The organism is Pseudomonas sp. GW821-FHT11G12 (genome assembly GCF_058808055.1).
This window is the reverse complement of the sequence record NZ_JBXARH010000006.1, coordinates 112,057-129,681: the sequence shown is the minus strand read 5'-3', so window position 1 is coordinate 129,681 and position 17,625 is coordinate 112,057. Positions and strand designations below refer to the sequence as shown.

Annotated in this window: 16 protein-coding genes and 2 tRNA genes; 1 reads left to right on the top strand and 17 read right to left on the bottom strand. The window is 58.2% G+C overall.

What is annotated here, in order from left to right:
- Positions 1-2 precede the first annotated feature (2 nt).
- The 14 genes from rpsO to rlmE all read right to left on the bottom strand — a co-directional run bounded on the left by rpsO (position 3) and on the right by rlmE (position 13,017).
- Positions 3-272, bottom strand: coding sequence for a 30S ribosomal protein S15 (gene rpsO / locus AC1RR7_RS19075; protein ID WP_011332409.1), 270 nt, complete (start codon positions 270-272; stop codon positions 3-5).
- A gap of 141 nt (positions 273-413) precedes the next feature.
- The gene (truB, locus tag AC1RR7_RS19070) at positions 414-1,331 is read right to left on the bottom strand and encodes a tRNA pseudouridine(55) synthase TruB (RefSeq protein ID WP_096818844.1); all 918 of its coding nucleotides are present in this window, start codon (positions 1,329-1,331) and stop codon (positions 414-416) included.
- A gap of 4 nt (positions 1,332-1,335) precedes the next feature.
- The gene (rbfA, locus tag AC1RR7_RS19065) at positions 1,336-1,737 is read right to left on the bottom strand and encodes a 30S ribosome-binding factor RbfA (protein ID WP_096818842.1); all 402 of its coding nucleotides are present in this window, start codon (positions 1,735-1,737) and stop codon (positions 1,336-1,338) included.
- A 159-nt stretch (positions 1,738-1,896) separates the two neighbouring features.
- The gene (infB, locus tag AC1RR7_RS19060) at positions 1,897-4,416 is read right to left on the bottom strand and encodes a translation initiation factor IF-2 (RefSeq protein WP_102619400.1); all 2,520 of its coding nucleotides are present in this window, start codon (positions 4,414-4,416) and stop codon (positions 1,897-1,899) included.
- A gap of 27 nt (positions 4,417-4,443) precedes the next feature.
- Positions 4,444-5,925 (bottom strand): transcription termination factor NusA, encoded by a 1,482-nt coding sequence (gene nusA / locus AC1RR7_RS19055; RefSeq protein WP_003221546.1) that lies wholly within the window; start codon positions 5,923-5,925, stop codon positions 4,444-4,446.
- 47 nt (positions 5,926-5,972) lie between these two features.
- The gene (rimP, locus tag AC1RR7_RS19050) at positions 5,973-6,431 is read right to left on the bottom strand and encodes a ribosome maturation factor RimP (protein WP_039769696.1); all 459 of its coding nucleotides are present in this window, start codon (positions 6,429-6,431) and stop codon (positions 5,973-5,975) included.
- 138 nt (positions 6,432-6,569) lie between these two features.
- A tRNA-Met gene (locus AC1RR7_RS19045) sits at positions 6,570-6,646 on the bottom strand.
- A gap of 97 nt (positions 6,647-6,743) precedes the next feature.
- A tRNA-Leu gene (locus tag AC1RR7_RS19040) sits at positions 6,744-6,829 on the bottom strand.
- A gap of 22 nt (positions 6,830-6,851) precedes the next feature.
- Complete coding sequence (gene secG, locus AC1RR7_RS19035) at positions 6,852-7,235, bottom strand: preprotein translocase subunit SecG (RefSeq protein ID WP_011332406.1); 384 nt, start codon at positions 7,233-7,235, stop codon at positions 6,852-6,854.
- 4 nt (positions 7,236-7,239) lie between these two features.
- Complete coding sequence (gene tpiA / locus AC1RR7_RS19030) at positions 7,240-7,995, bottom strand: triose-phosphate isomerase (RefSeq protein ID WP_096818836.1); 756 nt, start codon at positions 7,993-7,995, stop codon at positions 7,240-7,242.
- A 65-nt stretch (positions 7,996-8,060) separates the two neighbouring features.
- The gene (gene glmM / locus AC1RR7_RS19025) at positions 8,061-9,398 is read right to left on the bottom strand and encodes a phosphoglucosamine mutase (protein ID WP_493065253.1); all 1,338 of its coding nucleotides are present in this window, start codon (positions 9,396-9,398) and stop codon (positions 8,061-8,063) included.
- A gap of 16 nt (positions 9,399-9,414) precedes the next feature.
- The gene (gene folP / locus AC1RR7_RS19020; RefSeq protein WP_102619398.1) at positions 9,415-10,266 is read right to left on the bottom strand and encodes a dihydropteroate synthase; all 852 of its coding nucleotides are present in this window, start codon (positions 10,264-10,266) and stop codon (positions 9,415-9,417) included.
- Positions 10,267-10,274: 8 nt separating this feature from the next.
- Entirely contained in the window at positions 10,275-12,185 is a 1,911-nt protein-coding gene (gene ftsH, locus AC1RR7_RS19015) for an ATP-dependent zinc metalloprotease FtsH (protein ID WP_085711849.1), read from the bottom strand.
- Between the two features lie 202 nt (positions 12,186-12,387).
- The gene (gene rlmE, locus AC1RR7_RS19010; RefSeq protein WP_096818828.1) at positions 12,388-13,017 is read right to left on the bottom strand and encodes a 23S rRNA (uridine(2552)-2'-O)-methyltransferase RlmE; all 630 of its coding nucleotides are present in this window, start codon (positions 13,015-13,017) and stop codon (positions 12,388-12,390) included.
- 101 nt (positions 13,018-13,118) lie between these two features.
- Between rlmE and AC1RR7_RS19005 the strand changes: the two genes are divergently transcribed.
- Positions 13,119-13,427, top strand: coding sequence for a YhbY family RNA-binding protein (locus AC1RR7_RS19005; protein ID WP_011332401.1), 309 nt, complete (start codon positions 13,119-13,121; stop codon positions 13,425-13,427).
- Positions 13,428-13,436: 9 nt separating this feature from the next.
- Here the strand turns inward: AC1RR7_RS19005 and AC1RR7_RS19000 are convergent, their stop codons facing one another.
- The 3 genes from AC1RR7_RS19000 to carB are packed head-to-tail and all read right to left on the bottom strand — an operon-like array spanning position 13,437 to position 17,570.
- A complete protein-coding gene (locus AC1RR7_RS19000; protein ID WP_192559750.1) occupies positions 13,437-13,841 on the bottom strand; it encodes an MFS transporter in 405 nt (134 codons plus the stop codon).
- Positions 13,842-13,869: 28 nt separating this feature from the next.
- Positions 13,870-14,346, bottom strand: a complete 477-nt coding sequence (greA, locus tag AC1RR7_RS18995) for a transcription elongation factor GreA (RefSeq protein ID WP_096819323.1) — start codon at positions 14,344-14,346, stop codon at positions 13,870-13,872.
- Positions 14,347-14,348: 2 nt separating this feature from the next.
- A complete protein-coding gene (gene carB / locus AC1RR7_RS18990) occupies positions 14,349-17,570 on the bottom strand; it encodes a carbamoyl-phosphate synthase large subunit (RefSeq protein ID WP_096818824.1) in 3,222 nt (1,073 codons plus the stop codon).
- Between the last annotated feature and the right edge of the window lie 55 nt (positions 17,571-17,625).

Genomic DNA, 17,625 nt, shown 5'->3' with positions numbered 1-17,625 from the left:
GATTAGCGACGCAGACCCAGGCGAGCGATCAGAGCGCTGTAACGGCTCACGTCCTTGCCTTTCAGGTAGTCCAGCAGCTTGCGACGCTGGTTTACCATGCGGATCAGACCACGACGGGAGTGGTGGTCTTTACCGTTGGCCTTGAAGTGACCTTGCAGTTTGTTGATGTTGGCGGTCAGCAGTGCAACTTGCACTTCTGGCGAACCAGTGTCACCAACAGCTTGCTGGTAGTCAGCTACGATTTGAGCTTTTTCTTGAACGTCGAGAGCCATGAGGCAATCCTTTTATCAGGAAACTGTTTCAAAAACAGTTTCAACAGGCCAGGGACAAATCCCTGTATCTATAAATGAGTAGTGACCGTGCCTGTTAACAGCCACACTCGCCAGCCTGCTGTTACACAGGCTGGTTTCCGGTCATTCTGACCGAATCAGTCGACGCGGCGCGATACGCCCGTCTTCGCTCACTTCACCGATACCGATGAAGCGACCGTTGTGATCCTGTACCCGCACCATGCCGAACTTCGGAGCATCCGGAGCACGTACCGGCTGGCCGTTGAGCCAGTAGAACGCACTGTGTTCCGAGAAGTGCAGCAGTGGCCAATCCTGCAGGCCGCTGTCCGATGGCATCAGGAAGCGGTCGACCGCTTCGTTGCCGCCTTCGGCATGTACCGCTTCAAGCTCTTCGAGGGTCACGGTCTGCGCCAGGGTGAAAGGCCCGGCCTGGGTACGGCGCAATTCAGCGACGTACGCACCACAACCGAGTTGCTCACCGATATCCTCCACCAGGGTACGAATATAGGTGCCCTTGCTGCAATCCACCGCAAGACGCGCAGTATCGCCTTCGAAGGCCAGCAATTCCAAGCGCGCAATAGTAACAGAACGCGGTTCACGCTCCACTACTTCGCCTGCACGGGCCAACTTGTACAGCGGCTGGCCATCACGCTTGAGGGCCGAGTACATCGGCGGTATCTGACTGATTTGCCCGCGAAATTTCGGCAGGACAGCCTCAATGTCGGCCTGACCAACGGTCACCGGACGCTCCTGCAAAACCTCGCCTTCGGCGTCTGCCGTGGTGGTGGTCTTGCCCAGTTGCGCCAGGGTTTCGTAACCCTTGTCGGAATCGAGCAGGTATTGCGAGAACTTGGTCGCCTCGCCAAAGCACAACGGCAGCACGCCGGTGGCCAGTGGGTCGAGACTGCCGGTGTGCCCGGCCTTCTCGGCATTGAGCAGCCAGCGAACCTTCTGCAACGCGGCGTTGGAGGTGAACCCCAGCGGCTTGTCGAGCAGGATGATGCCGCTGACGTTACGACGGATACGTTTGACCTGAGCCACCGAGTTACTCCTTGGTGTCTTCGGGTTCTGCCGCAACCACGTGCTGATTGTCCTCAGCCACGGCGCGCTCGATCAGGGCCGACAGGTGCGCGCCACGCACGACGCTTTCGTCGTAGTGGAAGTGCAATTGCGGCACGCTGCGCAGCTTCATCTCACGGGCCAACTGCATGCGCAGGAAACCGGCGGCAGCGTTGAGCACCTTGATGCTTTGCGCGATGTCTTCAGCGTTGTCCTGCCCCATCACGGTGATGAAAATCTTGGCGTGACCGACGTCACGGCTGACTTCAACAGCGGTAATGGTGACCAGGCCGACGCGCGGGTCTTTGACTTCACGACGGATCAGTTGGGCCAGCTCACGCTGCATCTGATCGCCGATACGTTGGGTACGGCTGTATTCTTTTGCCATGATTTGTTACCTGTTACTGCCCCGCGGTGAAACCCGCAAGGTCTGAAAGCGGCAAACGCCCGGCCTGACAAAAGCCAGACCGGGCGTTGCGTTTAGAGTCCTGACGCCGTGCCGCGCATGTTCATGCGACGGCCCGACGTGGCCCTTGAAGTGCGCGAGTCAGAGGCTGCGAGCAACCTGAACCTTCTCGAAGACTTCGATCTTGTCACCGACTTTGACGTCGTTGTAGCTCTTCACGCCGATACCGCATTCCATGCCGGCACGTACTTCGGAAGCGTCATCCTTGAAGCGGCGCAGGGATTCCAGCTCGCCTTCGAAGATCACGATGTCTTCACGCAGTACACGGATCGGACGGTTACGGTGAACAGTACCCTCGATCACCATGCAGCCGGCGATAGCGCCGAACTTAGGCGAACGGAACACGTCACGTACTTCGGCCACACCGAGGATGTTCTCGCGAACATCGCTGCCAAGCATACCGGTCAGGGCTTTCTTGACGTCTTCGATGATGTCGTAGATTACGTTGTAGTAACGCATATCCAGACCTTCCTGCTCGACGATCTTCCGTGCGCCGGCATCGGCACGCACGTTGAAGCCGAACAGTACAGCGTTGGAAGCCAGTGCCAGGTTGGCGTCGGATTCGGTGATACCACCGACACCGCCACCGACCACGCGCACTTGCACTTCGTCGTTGCCCAGGCCGTTCAGAGCGCCCTGCAATGCTTCCAGCGAACCACGGACGTCGGATTTGAGGACGATGTTGAGCGTCTTCTTCTCTTCCTGACCCATGCTTTCGAAGATGTTTTCCAGCTTGCCGGCGTGAGCGCGAGCCAGTTTGACTTCGCGGAACTTGCCTTGACGGAACAGAGCCACTTCACGGGCTTTCTTCTCGTCGGCAACCACGCTCATCTCGTCGCCGGCATCAGGCGTACCGTCCAGGCCGAGGATCTCGACCGGAATGGCCGGACCTGCTTCCTTGATCGGCTTGCCGTTCTCGTCGAGCATGGCGCGCACGCGGCCGTAGTTCGAGCCGACCAGCACCATGTCGCCTTGACGCAGAGTACCGTCCTGAACCAGAACAGTCGCTACCGGGCCACGGCCCTTGTCCAGACGCGATTCAACCACGACACCACGGCCAGGAGCCGATGGGGTTGCAGTCAGTTCGAGAACTTCGGCTTGCAGCAATACAGCTTCAAGCAGTTCGTCGACGCCGGTACCCATCTTCGCGGAGACCGGAACGAATGGAGTGTCACCACCCCACTCTTCGGAGGTCACGCCGTGGGCAGACAGTTCGCTACGGATGCGATCGAGATCAGCGCCCGGCTTGTCGATCTTGTTCACCGCAACCACCAGCGGAACGCCAGCAGCAACAGCGTGCTGAACGGCTTCGATGGTTTGTGGCATCACGCCGTCGTCCGCCGCAACCACCAGGATCACGATGTCGGTCGCCTTGGCACCACGGGCACGCATTGCGGTAAACGCGGCGTGACCAGGGGTGTCGAGGAACGTCACCATGCCACGGTCGGTTTCAACGTGGTACGCACCGATGTGTTGGGTGATGCCGCCGGCTTCGCCTGCAGCTACCTTGGCACGACGAATGTAGTCGAGCAGGGAAGTCTTACCGTGGTCAACGTGGCCCATTACGGTCACGACTGGAGCACGGGAAACGGCTTCGCCTTCAAACTTCAGGGACTCGGCCAGGGAATCTTCCAGAGCGGTGTCGCTGACCAGGGTCACTTTGTGGCCCAGTTCTTCGGCTACCAGCTGAGCAGTTTCCTGATCAAGCACCTGGTTGATGGTCGCTGGAGTACCCAGTTTGAACATGAACTTGATGATTTCAGCAGCCTTCACCGACATCTGTTGAGCGAGATCGCCAACAGTGATGGTTTCGCCGATCTTCACTTCACGCACGACAGGACCGGTAGGGTTCTGGAAACCGTGGGCGTTGCGTTTCTTCAGCTTGGCCTTGCCGCGACCGCCGCGACGGAAACCATCGCTTTCTTCGTCGGTAGTGCGTGGCGCCACACGTGGAGCCGGTGCCTTTTCCTTGACCGAAGCGCGATGCGGAGCGTTTTTACGCTCGCCATCGCCACTGCCGCGACGGTTGTTGTCGTCGGCACGTGGTTTGTCCGGACGGCGCTGTTCGTCGCGCTTGCGAGCGTCGGCAGCTGGCGCTGCAGCCACAACCGGCGCAGCTTCGCGCACAGGTTCAGCGGCTGGCGCAGGTGCTGCAACAGGCTCGGAAGTGGCGGTCGATGCAGCAGCAGGCTGGCGACGCGCTTCTTCTTCGGCGCGAACACGGGCTTCTTCTTCAGCCTTTTGACGGGCAGCATTTTCTACTGCGCGACGCTCATCCAGTTCACGCTTGCGCTCGGCTTCGATTTCTTCCGGGCTACGCTGTACGAAAACTTTCTTCTTGCGGACTTCAACGCTGATGCTTTTGCTGCCAGCCACACGCAGGGTGCTGGTGGTTTTACGCTGCAGCGTGATCTTGCGTGGTTCTTCCACTTTCGCCTTGTGACTGCTCTTCAAGTGAGTCAGCAGGGATTGCTTCTCACTGTCAGTCACATGTTCTTCGGCGGCGGTGTGCGGCAGACCTGCCTCACGCATCTGCTGCAACAGGCGCTCTACCGGTGTTTTGACCTCATCGGCCAGTTGTTTCACCGTGACTTGCGTCATGCATTTCTCTCCTCAGGCCGCGCCTAATTACTCGAACCAGTGGGCTCGGGCGGCCATGATCAACTTGCCGGCACGATCATCGTCAATGCCGTCGATGTCGAGCAGGTCGTCAATAGACTGCTCGGCCAGGTCTTCGCGGGTAATTACGCCGCGCACCGCCAGTTCCATCGCCAAATCCTTGTCCATACCCTCAAGCGAGAGCAGGTCTTCGGCCGGATGGGCGTCTGCCAGCTTTTCCTCAGTAGCGATGGCTTTGGTCAACAAGCGATCCTTGGCACGAGCACGAAGCTCGTTGACGATGTCTTCGTCAAAGCCGTCGATGTTGAGCATTTCTTCCAACGGTACGTAGGCAATCTCTTCCAGGCTGGTGAAGCCTTCGTCAACCAGCACCTGAGCCAGCTCTTCGTCGACTTCCAGCTCGTCGATGAAGTTGCGCAGGATGTCGCCGGTTTCCGCTTGTTGCTTAGCCTGGATGTCCGATTCGGTCATCACGTTCAGGGTCCAGCCAGTCAGCTGGCTCGCCAGACGCACGTTCTGACCACCACGACCGATGGCCTGAGCCAGATTGTCTGCGCCAACGGCGATGTCCATGGCGTGGGCATCTTCATCAACGATGATGGCCGCCACTTCTGCCGGCGACATGGCATTGATCACGAACTGCGCCGGGTTATCGTCCCACAGGACGATATCGACACGCTCGCCACCCAACTCGCCCGACACGGCCTGGACGCGCGAACCGCGCATACCGATGCACGCGCCCTGCGGGTCGATGCGTTTGTCCTTGGAGCGGACAGCGATCTTGGCGCGCGAACCCGGATCACGGGAAGCGGCCATGACTTCGATGAGGCCTTCAGCAATTTCCGGCACTTCGATACGGAACAGCTCGATCAGCATTTCCGGCGCGGTACGCGACAGGATCAACTGAGGGCCACGGTTCTCGGTGCGGATTTCCTTGAGCAGCGCACGCAGACGCACGCCAACACGGAAGGTTTCGCGAGAGATGATGTCTTCACGGGCCAGCAACGCCTCAGCGTTATTACCCAGGTCGACGATCACGTTGTCGCGGGTCACTTTTTTCACGGTGCCGGAGATGATTTCTCCCAGGCGCTCGCGATAAGCGTCAACCACTTGAGCGCGCTCGGCTTCGCGCACTTTCTGCACGATGACCTGCTTGGCGGTCTGCGCAGCAATGCGGCCGAATTCGATGGATTCGATCTTTTCTTCGACGACGTCACCAACCTTGGCACCAGGATGCGTTTCAGCAACCTTGCTTGGCCAGGTTTCGATGGCCGGATCATCGAGATCATTCTCTTCGACGACCGTCCAGCGACGGAAAGTTTCGTAAGAACCGGTGTGGCGGTTGATTTCCACACGCAGATCAACTTCGTCTTCAAAACGCTTTTTGGTAGCAGTGGCCAGAGCCAGCTCCAGCGCTTCAAAAATTACGCTTGCCGGTACGCCCTTTTCATTGGATACCGACTCAACAACCAGCAGTACTTCTTTGCTCATCGTACGCCTCGCCTTTCGCAAGCCATTGGATCCGCGGGATCCGCGTCTCAGTCAAAACTGGGAATAATGTTGGCCTTGTCGATCATATCGATCGGCAACAGGAATTCATGGTCATCTACCTGCACCACGACATCCTGTTCTTCTACACCGCGCAGAAGGCCCTGAAAGTTGCGTCGTCCTTCAAAAGGCGAGCGCAGCTTGATCTTCACTTGTTCACCGACATATTTGGCAAACTGCTCAAGAGTGAACAGTGGGCGTTCCATGCCTGGCGAGGAAACTTCAAGGGTGTATTCAACGGATATCGGATCTTCAACATCCAGCACACCGCTGATCTGACGGCTGACGATGGCGCAATCGTCCACCAGTACGCCGCCTTCCTTATCGATATAAACGCGCAACATTGAGTGGCGACCTTGAGCCGAAAACTCAATACCCCAGCATTCATAGCCTAGGGCCACGACCACCGGGGCCAGCAAGGCCTGCAACTCTTCTAGCTTGCTCGACACCTGAACCCCCTCGTGCATGTATGTGCATGCTATGCAAAATAAAAAAATGGGCGAAACGCCCATCCTTGAAACGCCGTCGAACAGCGGCGTTGAAAGTGTCCAGCTAACAAAAAGCCCCTTAAAAGGGGCTCCTTAAACTGGTTGCGGGGGCCGGATTTGAACCGACGACCTTCGGGTTATGAGCCCGACGAGCTACCAGACTGCTCCACCCCGCGACAAAGCTGGGGCGGAAGTATACGACCGATCCCCAATAGGGTCAATGTAACCTTCCACCTGCAAGAAAGCCCGCAACAGCGGGCTCTCCTGACTAATTGGTACCGAGAAGGGGACTCGAACCCCTACACCCTATGGGCACAACCACCTCAAGGTTGCGTGTCTACCAATTCCACCACCTCGGCAATACTACGTTTGAAACCCTTCTTACTTCTGCTCTTGAGCTGGAGGTACGTCAGTCGCTGGAGTAGCCGACTTTTGCTCTTGAAGCACCGGGACATCATCAGAAGCCGGTTGTTGCTTTGGAACTTCCAACACTGCCGGGTTTGGCAAACCTGCCTGAGTCAGCTGATGAGCCTTCTCTTTAGCAAAGTATCCTAACCCCAAGCTGGTTATGAAGAAACCGGCGGCAAGTATAGCAGTAAACTTACTAAGAAAGGTAGAGGAACCTTGGCTTCCGAACACAGTATTTGAAGCACCTGCTCCGAAAGACGCGCCAGCGTCCGCACCCTTACCCTGCTGCAGCAAAACCAGAGCTACTACGCCCAATGCACCCAGCAGATGAAAAACGACTACGACTGTTTCCAGCATTTTTTCAGTTTCCCGCGGCGCGACAGATCGCACCGAACTCATCTGCATTCAGGGAAGCTCCACCAATGAGCCCCCCATCGATATCCGGCATGCCGAACAGTTCGACCGCATTGGCCGCCTTCACGCTGCCGCCGTATAGAAGCCGCACACCTCGTGCGACTTCAGAATTCTCTGCCGCCAACTGCTCGCGAATGGCTTTATGCACATCCTGAGCCTGTTGCGGCGTTGCAGTCAGCCCGGTACCAATGGCCCAGACCGGCTCGTAAGCGATCACTGCATTGGCAAAAGCACCGACACCCAGCTCCTCTATGATACTGCCCAGCTGACGCCCGACAACCTCAAGAGTTTTTCCAGCTTCGCGTTGCTCCAGGGTCTCCCCTACACACAACACCGGAATCAAGCCACATGCCTGTGCCGCTGCGAACTTGCGATTCAGCATCCCGTCTCGCTCACCCATGATCTGGCGGCGTTCGGAGTGCCCGACAAGCACCAGGGAACAACCTGCATCCACCAACTGACTCGGTGCAACTTCACCGGTCAATGCACCTTGCATCGATTCCACCGCAGAGTTCTGCGCGCCGACCGAAATCGACTTTCCTTTCAAGCCATCAATCACTTGATTGATATGCAGACAAGGTGGGAATACCGCGACATCAACACCGCTTGGCAAGGCCAGATGACGAAGGCCGTTGATCAGCTCAGCGACGCTGGCGCGGGTACCGTGCATCTTCCAGTTACCAGCTACCATAGGGCGACGCATGCTGTACCTCGTCGGTCAAAGTGGGCGCAGATGTTACCCAACACAATCATGGCTGGCAAGCCGTATCAGGCAGAAACTTCAGTTACCAGTTTTGCCAGTTCTTCGGCATAGCTGCGAACCTGTGCTTCATCCTCGCCTTCGACCATGACACGCACCAGAGGCTCTGTCCCGGACTTGCGCAGAAGCACACGACCACGACCCGCCATCGCCTCGGTTACACGCTTGCTGGCCTCCTTGACAGCCGGGTGGTCGAGCGGACTTTCGCCGCCGCCAAAACGCACATTGATCAACACCTGAGGACACTTGCGCAGCGCCTGGCGGGTTTGCGCCAGACCTTCGTTGCGGGTTTTCAGCGCCATCAACACCTGCAACGCCGCGATGATCGCATCACCCGTTGTGGTGTGATTGAAGCAGACGACATGCCCGGAGTTCTCACCACCGACCAGCCAATCGCGTTCCAGCAACTCGGCAATCACATAACGGTCGCCGACATTTGCGCGCACAAAAGGAATACCCAGATCCGCCAGGGCCAACTCCAGACCCAGGTTGCTCATCAGCGTACCGACCACGCCGCCCTGCAACTTGCCGCGCTCATGCAGATCGCGCGCGATGATGAAAATCAGCTCATCGCCATCAACAACCGCACCGGTGTGATCAACCATCAACACCCGATCACCATCGCCATCGAAAGCGATACCCAGGTCGGCGTGTTCGGAAAGCACCGCCGCCTGCAACGGCCCCATGTGCGTCGAGCCACAGTTGTCGTTGATGTTCAGGCCGTTGGGCTGGGCGGACAACACCACAACCTCGGCGCCCAACTCACGAAAGACGCTTGGCGCGACCTTGTAGGTTGCTCCGTGCGCGCAGTCGATCACGATCTTGAGACCGGCAAAACTGGTATTGGTCGGCACGCTGCTCTTGCAGAACTCGATGTATCGACCGGACGCATCGTTGATTCGCGAGACCTTGCCGATCTTGCTCGACTCGACGACTGTCATTGGAGTATCGAGCAGCTCTTCGATCATCAGCTCCAGCTCATCCGGCAACTTGGTGCCGCGACCGGAGAAAAACTTGATGCCGTTATCGTCGTGAGGATTGTGCGAAGCACTGATCACGATACCGGCCTCAGCCTGGAATGTGCGCGACAGGTAAGCGATAGCAGGCGTCGGCATCGGCCCGAGCAGCATCACGTCAGCACCTGCCGATGTGAGACCGGCTTCCAGAGCCGACTCGAACATATAACCGGAAATTCGTGTGTCCTTGCCAACGAGTACCTTGCAGGCGCCCATTTTTCGGAATGCCATCCCTGCTGCCCAGCCAAGCTTGAGCATGAAATCCGGAGTAATCGGGTACTCACCGACGCGACCACGAATACCGTCGGTACCAAAGTATTTCTTGCTCATAAGTGCTCCATCATTCTTATTCGGCTGATTCCACGGCCGTGATCATCCGCACGACATCCACCGTCTCTGCCACATCATGGACGCGCAATATACGCGCGCCCTTGACGGACGCCAGTGCAGCCAGGGCCAAACCACCATACAGGCGCTCGCCCACAGGGCGATTCAGTGCCTGCCCGATCATGCTTTTACGCGAGACGCCGACCAACAGAGGTCGCCCCAATGCATGAAGGGCATCCATATGCCTGAACAAGCTTAGATTGTGCTGCAGGGTTTTGGCGAAACCGAAGCCAGGATCGAGAATGATCCGCTCCGCAGGTATGCCAGCCGACGCGCATCGCTCCATACGCTCGGCGAGAAACTCACCCACTTCCCGAGTGACATCCTGATATTGCGGGTTGTCCTGCATGTCACCGGGCTCACCCAGCATATGCATCAGACAGACCGGCAACCCCGTGGCCGCAGCGGCATCCAGCGCACCGTCACGCCGCAGTGATCGCACGTCGTTGATCAACCCGGCGCCCAGGCGTGCAGTTTCCCGCATGACGGCTGGAGTCGATGTATCGACAGAGATGATCACATCCAGCTCGCGATTGATCAGCTCCACGATTGGCGCCACACGCTCCAGTTCCTCAAGCGGTGAAACCGCTCGCGCACCAGGCCGCGTTGACTCTCCGCCGACATCAATCAGCGTCGCACCGGCCAACACCATCGCCTCGGCATGACGCAAGGCAGCATCAAGCTGGCTGTATCGGCCGCCATCGGAGAAGGAATCGGGAGTGACATTGAGAATGCCCATGACATGCGTCCGGGCCAAATCAAGAACCCGGTTGCCGCAAGGCAACCGGGTCAGGGACTGTACAGAAGTCATTTCAAACCTTAAACGTCAGCAGCCGGACCGCCAATCGGTGTTTCCGGACGCTCATCCTGAACCACCGGAGGAGGCGTGCCAGTGCCGGTGCCACCCGACCAGTCGCGAGGTTCGCGTGGCGTGCGACCCGCCATGATGTCGTCGATCTGTTCGGCATCGATCGTCTCGTACTTCATCAGGGCATCGGCCATGGCATCGAGCTTGTCACGGTTGTCCGTAAGGATCTGTTTGGCGGTGCCGTAGCACTGATCGATGATGCTGCGCACTTCCGAATCGATCAACTTCGCGGTTTCACCCGAGAAGCTGGCGTTCTGACCACCGCCACCACGACCCAGGAACACCTCGCCCTCTTCTTCCGCATACATCAACGGACCGAGCTTTTCAGACAGACCCCACTTGGTCACCATGTTCCGCGCAATCTGACTGGCACGCATGATGTCGTTGGAGGCGCCGGTCGTCACACCGTCGAAGCCCAAGGTCATTTCTTCAGCGATACGACCGCCGTACAGCGAGCAGATCTGACTGATCAACGCACGCTTGGACAGGCTGTAGCGATCTTCTTCCGGCAGGAACATGGTCACACCCAGCGCACGACCGCGCGGGATGATCGACACCTTGTAGACCGGATCATGCTCAGGCACGACGCGACCGACAATGGCGTGGCCGGCTTCGTGATAAGCCGTGTTCTGCTTCTCTTTCTCGGACATGACCATGGATTTGCGCTCGGCACCCATCATGATCTTGTCTTTGGCCAGTTCGAATTCCTTCATCTCGACAATGCGCTTGCCAGCACGGGCAGCGAACAGCGAAGCCTCGTTGACCAGGTTCGCAAGATCAGCACCGGAGAAGCCTGGAGTACCACGAGCGATAACAGCTGGAGCAACGTCGTCACCCATTGGCACTTTACGCATGTGCACTTTGAGGATTTGTTCGCGACCACGGATATCCGGCAGACCGACCACCACCTGACGGTCGAAACGACCCGGACGCAGCAAAGCAGGGTCCAGTACGTCAGGACGGTTGGTTGCCGCGATGACGATGATGCCGTCATTCATTTCGAAGCCGTCCATCTCGACCAGCAACTGGTTGAGAGTCTGCTCACGCTCGTCGTGACCGCCGCCCATGCCAGCGCCACGATGGCGACCAACGGCGTCGATCTCGTCGATGAAGATAATGCAAGGTGCGTGTTTCTTGGCCTGTTCGAACATATCGCGAACGCGGCTGGCACCAACACCGACGAACATTTCGACGAAGTCGGAACCGGAAATGGTGAAGAACGGCACTTTGGCTTCGCCGGCAATCGCCTTGGCCAGCAAGGTTTTACCGGTACCCGGAGGACCGACCATCAGTACACCGCGAGGAATACGGCCACCCAGACGCTGGAACTTGCCCGGATCACGAAGGAACTCGACGAGTTCGCCGACCTCTTCCTTGGCTTCGTCGCAACCGGCAACGTCAGCCAGGGTGGTTTTCACCTGGTCTTCGGACAGCAGGCGCGCCTTGCTCTTGCCAAAGCTCATCGGCCCGCCCTTGCCACCGGCACCGCCCTGCATCTGGCGCATGAAGAACATGAACACCGCGATGATCACCAGGATCGGGAAACTGGCCACCAGAAGCTGGGTCCAGATGCTTTGCTGCTCAGGCTGCTTGCCTTCGACCACGACGTGGTTGTCGACCAGATCGCCGATCAGGCCATTGTCCTGAATTGCCGGACGAATGGTCTTGAAGCTGTCGCCATCGTTGCGCTTGCCGGTAATCACGTAGCCGTCGACGGCCACGCGCTCGACCTTGCCATCCTTGACCTGCTGGATGAAGTCGGAATAGTTGAGGGTCTGCGGCTCGTTAGGGCTGGAGAAGTTGTTCATCACCGTCACCAGGACAGCCGCGATGATCAACCACAGGATCAGATTCTTTGCCATATCGTTCAATTAACTACCCTCTGAAGCAAGCTCCGCTACTGGCGCGCGCTTCGCATGATATTCACCGGCCTAACTTACTACATTACCTACAGCTCTGGCAGGCGCCGTCTGTAACCCTTTGTGAAACACTTTCTACACAATATTCGCTTATGCGCGCGGGGCGAAATACGAAAAACCTATCACCCCGCCAAAAAACCTCGTTTTATTCGCTACGGCCGCGATAGCCCCAAGCCAGCATATATTGCTCACGGGAGCTGCCACGGGACGAGTCCGGCTTGATCATCTGGATCTTGTCGAACTTCTTGCGAGCATCCTTCAGGTAAACATCAAACCCTTCGCCCTGAAAAATCTTGATCACGAAATTGCCACCCGGCTTGAGTATCCGCTCCGCCAGATCAAGCGCCAGCTCGCAAAGAAACATGGCTTTTGGCATATCCACTTCAGGCGTACCACTCATATTGGGGGCCATATCGGAAATCACAAGGTCCACCTGCGAATTACCCACGGCCTCAAGGATCTGAGCGAGCACTGCGTCCTCGGTGAAGTCACCCTGGATGAAAGTCACGTCCGGAATGCTGTCCATTTCCAGGATGTCCGAGGCGATCAGTCGCCCCTGACCACCGATCAGCCGACTGGTGACCTGCGACCAGCCACCAGGCGCCGCGCCGAGGTCGACGACGCTCATGCCCGGACGGATCAGCTTGTATTTCTCCTGGATCTCCAGAAGTTTGTAACTCGCACGCGAGCGGTAGCCATCCTTCTGCGCTTGCTTCACATAGGGATCGTTGACATGTCGTTTCAGCCAACCAAGGCTTGTCTTGGAACGCGCCATTGGGCACCTCGTTGATTAGGGTCGTGATTAATTGGGCGGATCCACGAGCCCTCGGGTAAAATGGCCGCCATTTTACAGAATCCAGACGAAAGGGTCAGATTATGCCGCTCACTCCAGAGCAGAAGAAACAGTACAAATCCATCGGTCACCACCTGAAACCAGTTTTGACGGTGGCTGACAACGGTTTGACTGAGGGTGTTTTAGCCGAACTCGAACGCGCATTGGCGGATCACGAGCTGATCAAGATCAAGCTCAACATCCTCGATCGCGAAGCACGCCTGGCGTCCGTTGCAGAGTTGTGCAAGGTCGGCAAGGCCGATCTGGTTCAAGTCATCGGCAAGATGGCACTGATTTACCGCAAGAACTTCAGCGTCAACAAGCAGCTGTCGAACGTCCATCGCTTCAAGTGATGGCAAGGGTCAAGGGTGTGCTTCGCGCACCCTGCCACTCCATCCCGGCACCGGCTGCAACACCAGCACCAGCCCGGAAAAACCCAGAACAAGATAGCTGAACACCTGCCAGCGCTGGGCATCCGGCCAGCCGACACGCACTGCGATATACATCGCACTCGCATACAACGCCATCAGCAGCACTTGCCCGCGAAAATCCCGCCATAGACTGGCAAGGCCTTCGGCCTGTACCAGCACCAAAGCCTGAAAAATCACGCACGCGGCAGCGAAACCCACCACCGGCACTTCAAACGCACTGGCGACTTCGTCGATCAGCAGCGGCGCCAGGCCAATCTTGCCCAGCACCGGCCGCAGACCAAGGTGCACCAGCCATAATCCGCCGACCCACAACATCTGGGTCAGCTGCCAGAGCATGGCGCCCGCATGCAGCGGGCGCCCTGTTTCAGATGTGACGGACTTCGACAATCTCGTACTCGATAACGCCACCAGGCGTTTTCACGGCAACGACGTCGCCCTCTTCCTTGCCGATCAGGGCACGGGCCAGAGGCGAACCGACCGAAATCTTGCCGAGTTTGAAGTCTGCTTCATCCTCACCAACGATGTGGTAAGTGACGCTCTCATCAGTCTCGACGTTGGCGATTTCAACGGTGGTGCCGAAAATCACTTTGCCCGTGTGAGGAATGGTCGTGACATCAATCACGACCTGATTCTGGATCCGGCCTTCGATGTCACGGATGCGCGCCTCGACCATGCCCTGCTGTTCGCGGGCAGCATGGTATTCAGCGTTTTCCTTCAAGTCACCCAACTCGCGGGCCGTACCGATGTCCTGGCTGAGCTTCGGACGAACGACCTTGGTCAGGTGAGTATGTTCTTCTTCCAGGGCGCGAGCGCCCTGAACAGTCATCGGGTACTTGGTTATGCTCATGCCTTCAATCCTGCGTGTAGATCCTGCAAGCGGCGTACGGTCTTCTCGGGACCGAACTTCAGCGCTTCGCAGATAGCTTCGCCAGCAGCAATGGTGGTGGTGCAGTAAATCTTGTGCTGCAGGGCGTTGCGGCGAATGGAATAAGAGTCGGCGATCGACTGACGACCTTCGGTGGTGTTGATGATCAGGGTGACTTCGTCATTCTTGATCATGTCGACCACGTGCGGACGACCCTCGGTCACCTTGTTCACGCGACGCACTTTCAGACCTGCGGCTTCAATCAGCTTGGCAGTGCCGGCAGTGGCGACCACTTCGAAGCCCAAGTTGATCAGATCACGGGCCACGCCCGCAACCAGCGGCTTGTCGTCATCACGCACGCTGATGAATGCGGTACCGCCGGTCGGCAGCACTTCGCTCGCGCCCATCTGGGCTTTGGCAAAGGCTTCGCCGAAGGTGTCGCCGACGCCCATCACTTCACCGGTGGACTTCATCTCTGGGCCGAGGATCGGGTCCACGCCAGGGAATTTGGCGAACGGGAACACCGCCTCTTTCACGCTGTAGAAGTTCGGGATGATTTCCTTGGTGAAGCCGATTTCCTTCAGGGTCTTGCCGGCCATTACGCGGGCAGCAATCATCGCCAGGGAAACACCGATGCACTTCGATACGAACGGCACGGTACGGGAAGCACGCGGGTTGACTTCGATGACGTAGATGTCTTCGCCTTGCAGCGCCAACTGAACGTTCATCAGGCCGACCACGCCCAGTTCCAGGGCCATTTTCTTGACCTGCTCGCGCATCTCGTCCTGGATGTGCGCCGGCAGCGAGTACGGCGGCAGCGAGCACGCGGAGTCACCGGAGTGAACGCCCGCCTGTTCGATGTGCTGCATGATCGCGCCGATCACTACATCCTTGCCGTCGCAGACCGCATCCACGTCCATCTCGATGGCGCAGTTGAGGAAGTGGTCGAGCAGCACAGGGCTGTCGTTCGACACTTGCACCGCGTCACGCAGGTAACGCTTGAGTTCTTCTTCCTTGTAGACGATTTCCATCGCCCGGCCGCCCAGTACGTAGGACGGACGCACCACCAGCGGGTAACCGATCTTCGCGGCAGCGCGAACGGCTTCGTCTTCGCTGCGCACGGTAGCGTTTGGCGGCTGACGCAGGTTCAGGCGCTCAACCATCTGCTGGAAGCGCTCACGGTCTTCGGCACGGTCGATGGCGTCAGGGCTGGTGCCGATGATCGGCACACCGGCCGCTTCAAGTGCGCGAGCCAGTTTCAGAGGGGTCTGGCCACCGTACTGGACGATCACGCCTTTCGGCTTCTCGACGCGGCAGATTTCCAGCACGTCTTCCAGGGTCACCGGCTCGAAGTACAGACGGTCGGAAGTGTCGTAGTCAGTGGACACGGTTTCCGGGTTGCAGTTGACCATGATGGTTTCGTAGCCGTCTTCGCGCAGGGCGAGAGCGGCGTGTACGCAGCAGTAGTCAAACTCGATGCCCTGGCCGATACGGTTCGGACCACCACCCAGAATCATGATCTTGTCGCGACCGGACGGCGCTGCTTCGCACTCTTCCTCGTAAGTCGAGTACAGATAAGCGGTGTCGGTGGCGAACTCGGCGGCGCAGGTGTCGACGCGCTTGTAGACCGGGAACACTTCCAGTTTTTGACGGTGAGTGCGCAGGTTCTTCTCGGTGACGCCCAGCAGCTTGGCCAGACGCTGATCGGAGAAGCCTTTGCGCTTGAGCTTGAACATCAGGTCGCGGTCGATAGCGGACAGACCGAGGGTCTTGACCTTCTCTTCGTCCTTGATCAGATCCTCGATCTGCACCAGGAACCACGGGTCGATCATGTTCATGCCGAAGATTTCTTCGACGGTCATGCCGGCGCGGAAAGCGTCCGCCACGTACCAGATACGCTCGGCGCCCGGCACGGTCAGCTCGCGCTTGAGCACGCTCATGCTTTCCGGATTGCTCAGGTCGACTTTCTCGTCCAGACCGCAAACGCCTACTTCCAGACCGCGCAGGGCTTTCTGCAGGGATTCCTGGAAGGTACGGCCGATGGCCATGACTTCGCCTACCGACTTCATTTGAGTGGTCAGGCGAGCGTCAGCGTTGGCGAACTTCTCGAAAGCGAAGCGCGGCAGCTTGGTCACGACGTAGTCAATGGACGGCTCGAAGGACGCCGGGGTCTTGCCGCCGGTGATGTCGTTCGACAGCTCGTCGAGGGTGTAGCCGACTGCCAGTTTGGCCGCGACCTTGGCGATCGGGAAACCGGTGGCTTTCGAAGCCAGGGCCGACGAACGCGATACACGCGGGTTCATTTCGATCACGACCATGCGGCCAGTGTCCGGGCAGATACCGAACTGAACGTTGGAACCGCCGGTCTCGACGCCGATCTCGCGCAGTACCGCCAGCGAGGCGTTACGCAGGATCTGGTATTCCTTGTCGGTCAGGGTCTGGGCTGGAGCCACGGTGATCGAGTCACCGGTGTGCACGCCCATCGGGTCGAAGTTTTCGATCGAGCAGACGATGATGCAGTTGTCCTTTTTGTCGCGGACAACTTCCATTTCATATTCTTTCCAGCCGATCAGCGATTCGTCGATCAGCAGTTCCTTGGTCGGCGACAGGTCCAGACCACGGGCGCAGATTTCTTCGAACTCTTCACGGTTGTAAGCGATACCGCCACCGGTGCCGCCCATGGTGAAGGACGGACGGATGATGCACGGGAAGCCCAGGCGCTCGAGCACCGCGTTGGCTTCTTCCATGCTGTGGGCGATACCGGAACGCGGGCATTCCAGGCCGATGGACTTCATCGCCTTGTCGAAACGCGAACGGTCTTCAGCCTTGTCGATGGTGTCGGCGTTGGCGCCGATCATCTCTACGCCGAACTTCTCCAGAACGCCTTCGCGCTCCAGGTCCAGGGCGCAGTTCAGAGCGGTCTGGCCGCCCATGGTTGGCAGCACCGCATCCGGACGCTCTTTTTCGATGATCTTGGCAACAGTCTGCCACTTGATCGGCTCGATGTAGGTGGCGTCGGCCATGTCCGGGTCGGTCATGATGGTGGCCGGGTTGGAGTTCACCAGGATGACGCGGTAACCCTCTTCGCGCAGGGCTTTGCAAGCCTGGGCGCCGGAGTAGTCGAATTCGCAGGCCTGGCCGATAACGATCGGGCCAGCGCCGAGAATCAGGATGCTTTTAATGTCTGTACGTTTTGGCATGGGTTTGTCACTCAAATCCGCAGGTCAGTCGGCAAGCCGTCTTGATCGATTTCTG

Excerpts from the sequence above, each read along its gene's own strand:
- tpiA (WP_096818836.1), bottom strand. The coding sequence starts at position 7,995 with ATGCGTCGCCCTATGGTAGCTGGTAACTGGAAGATGCACGGTACCCGC.
- ftsH (WP_085711849.1), bottom strand. The coding sequence starts at position 12,185 with ATGGCAAAGAATCTGATCCTGTGGTTGATCATCGCGGCTGTCCTGGTG.
- AC1RR7_RS19000 (WP_192559750.1), bottom strand. The coding sequence starts at position 13,841 with ATGCTCTGGCAGCTGACCCAGATGTTGTGGGTCGGCGGATTATGGCTG.
- folP (WP_102619398.1), bottom strand. The coding sequence starts at position 10,266 with ATGACTTCTGTACAGTCCCTGACCCGGTTGCCTTGCGGCAACCGGGTT.
- rpsO (WP_011332409.1), bottom strand. The coding sequence starts at position 272 with ATGGCTCTCGACGTTCAAGAAAAAGCTCAAATCGTAGCTGACTACCAG.
- carB (WP_096818824.1), bottom strand. The coding sequence starts at position 17,570 with ATGCCAAAACGTACAGACATTAAAAGCATCCTGATTCTCGGCGCTGGC.
- rbfA (WP_096818842.1), bottom strand. The coding sequence starts at position 1,737 with ATGGCAAAAGAATACAGCCGTACCCAACGTATCGGCGATCAGATGCAG.
- secG (WP_011332406.1), bottom strand. The coding sequence starts at position 7,235 with ATGCTGGAAACAGTCGTAGTCGTTTTTCATCTGCTGGGTGCATTGGGC.
- rlmE (WP_096818828.1), bottom strand. The coding sequence starts at position 13,017 with ATGGCGCGTTCCAAGACAAGCCTTGGTTGGCTGAAACGACATGTCAAC.
- AC1RR7_RS19005 (WP_011332401.1), top strand. The coding sequence starts at position 13,119 with ATGCCGCTCACTCCAGAGCAGAAGAAACAGTACAAATCCATCGGTCAC.
- infB (WP_102619400.1), bottom strand. The coding sequence starts at position 4,416 with ATGACGCAAGTCACGGTGAAACAACTGGCCGATGAGGTCAAAACACCG.
- glmM (WP_493065253.1), bottom strand. The coding sequence starts at position 9,398 with ATGAGCAAGAAATACTTTGGTACCGACGGTATTCGTGGTCGCGTCGGT.
- nusA (WP_003221546.1), bottom strand. The coding sequence starts at position 5,925 with ATGAGCAAAGAAGTACTGCTGGTTGTTGAGTCGGTATCCAATGAAAAG.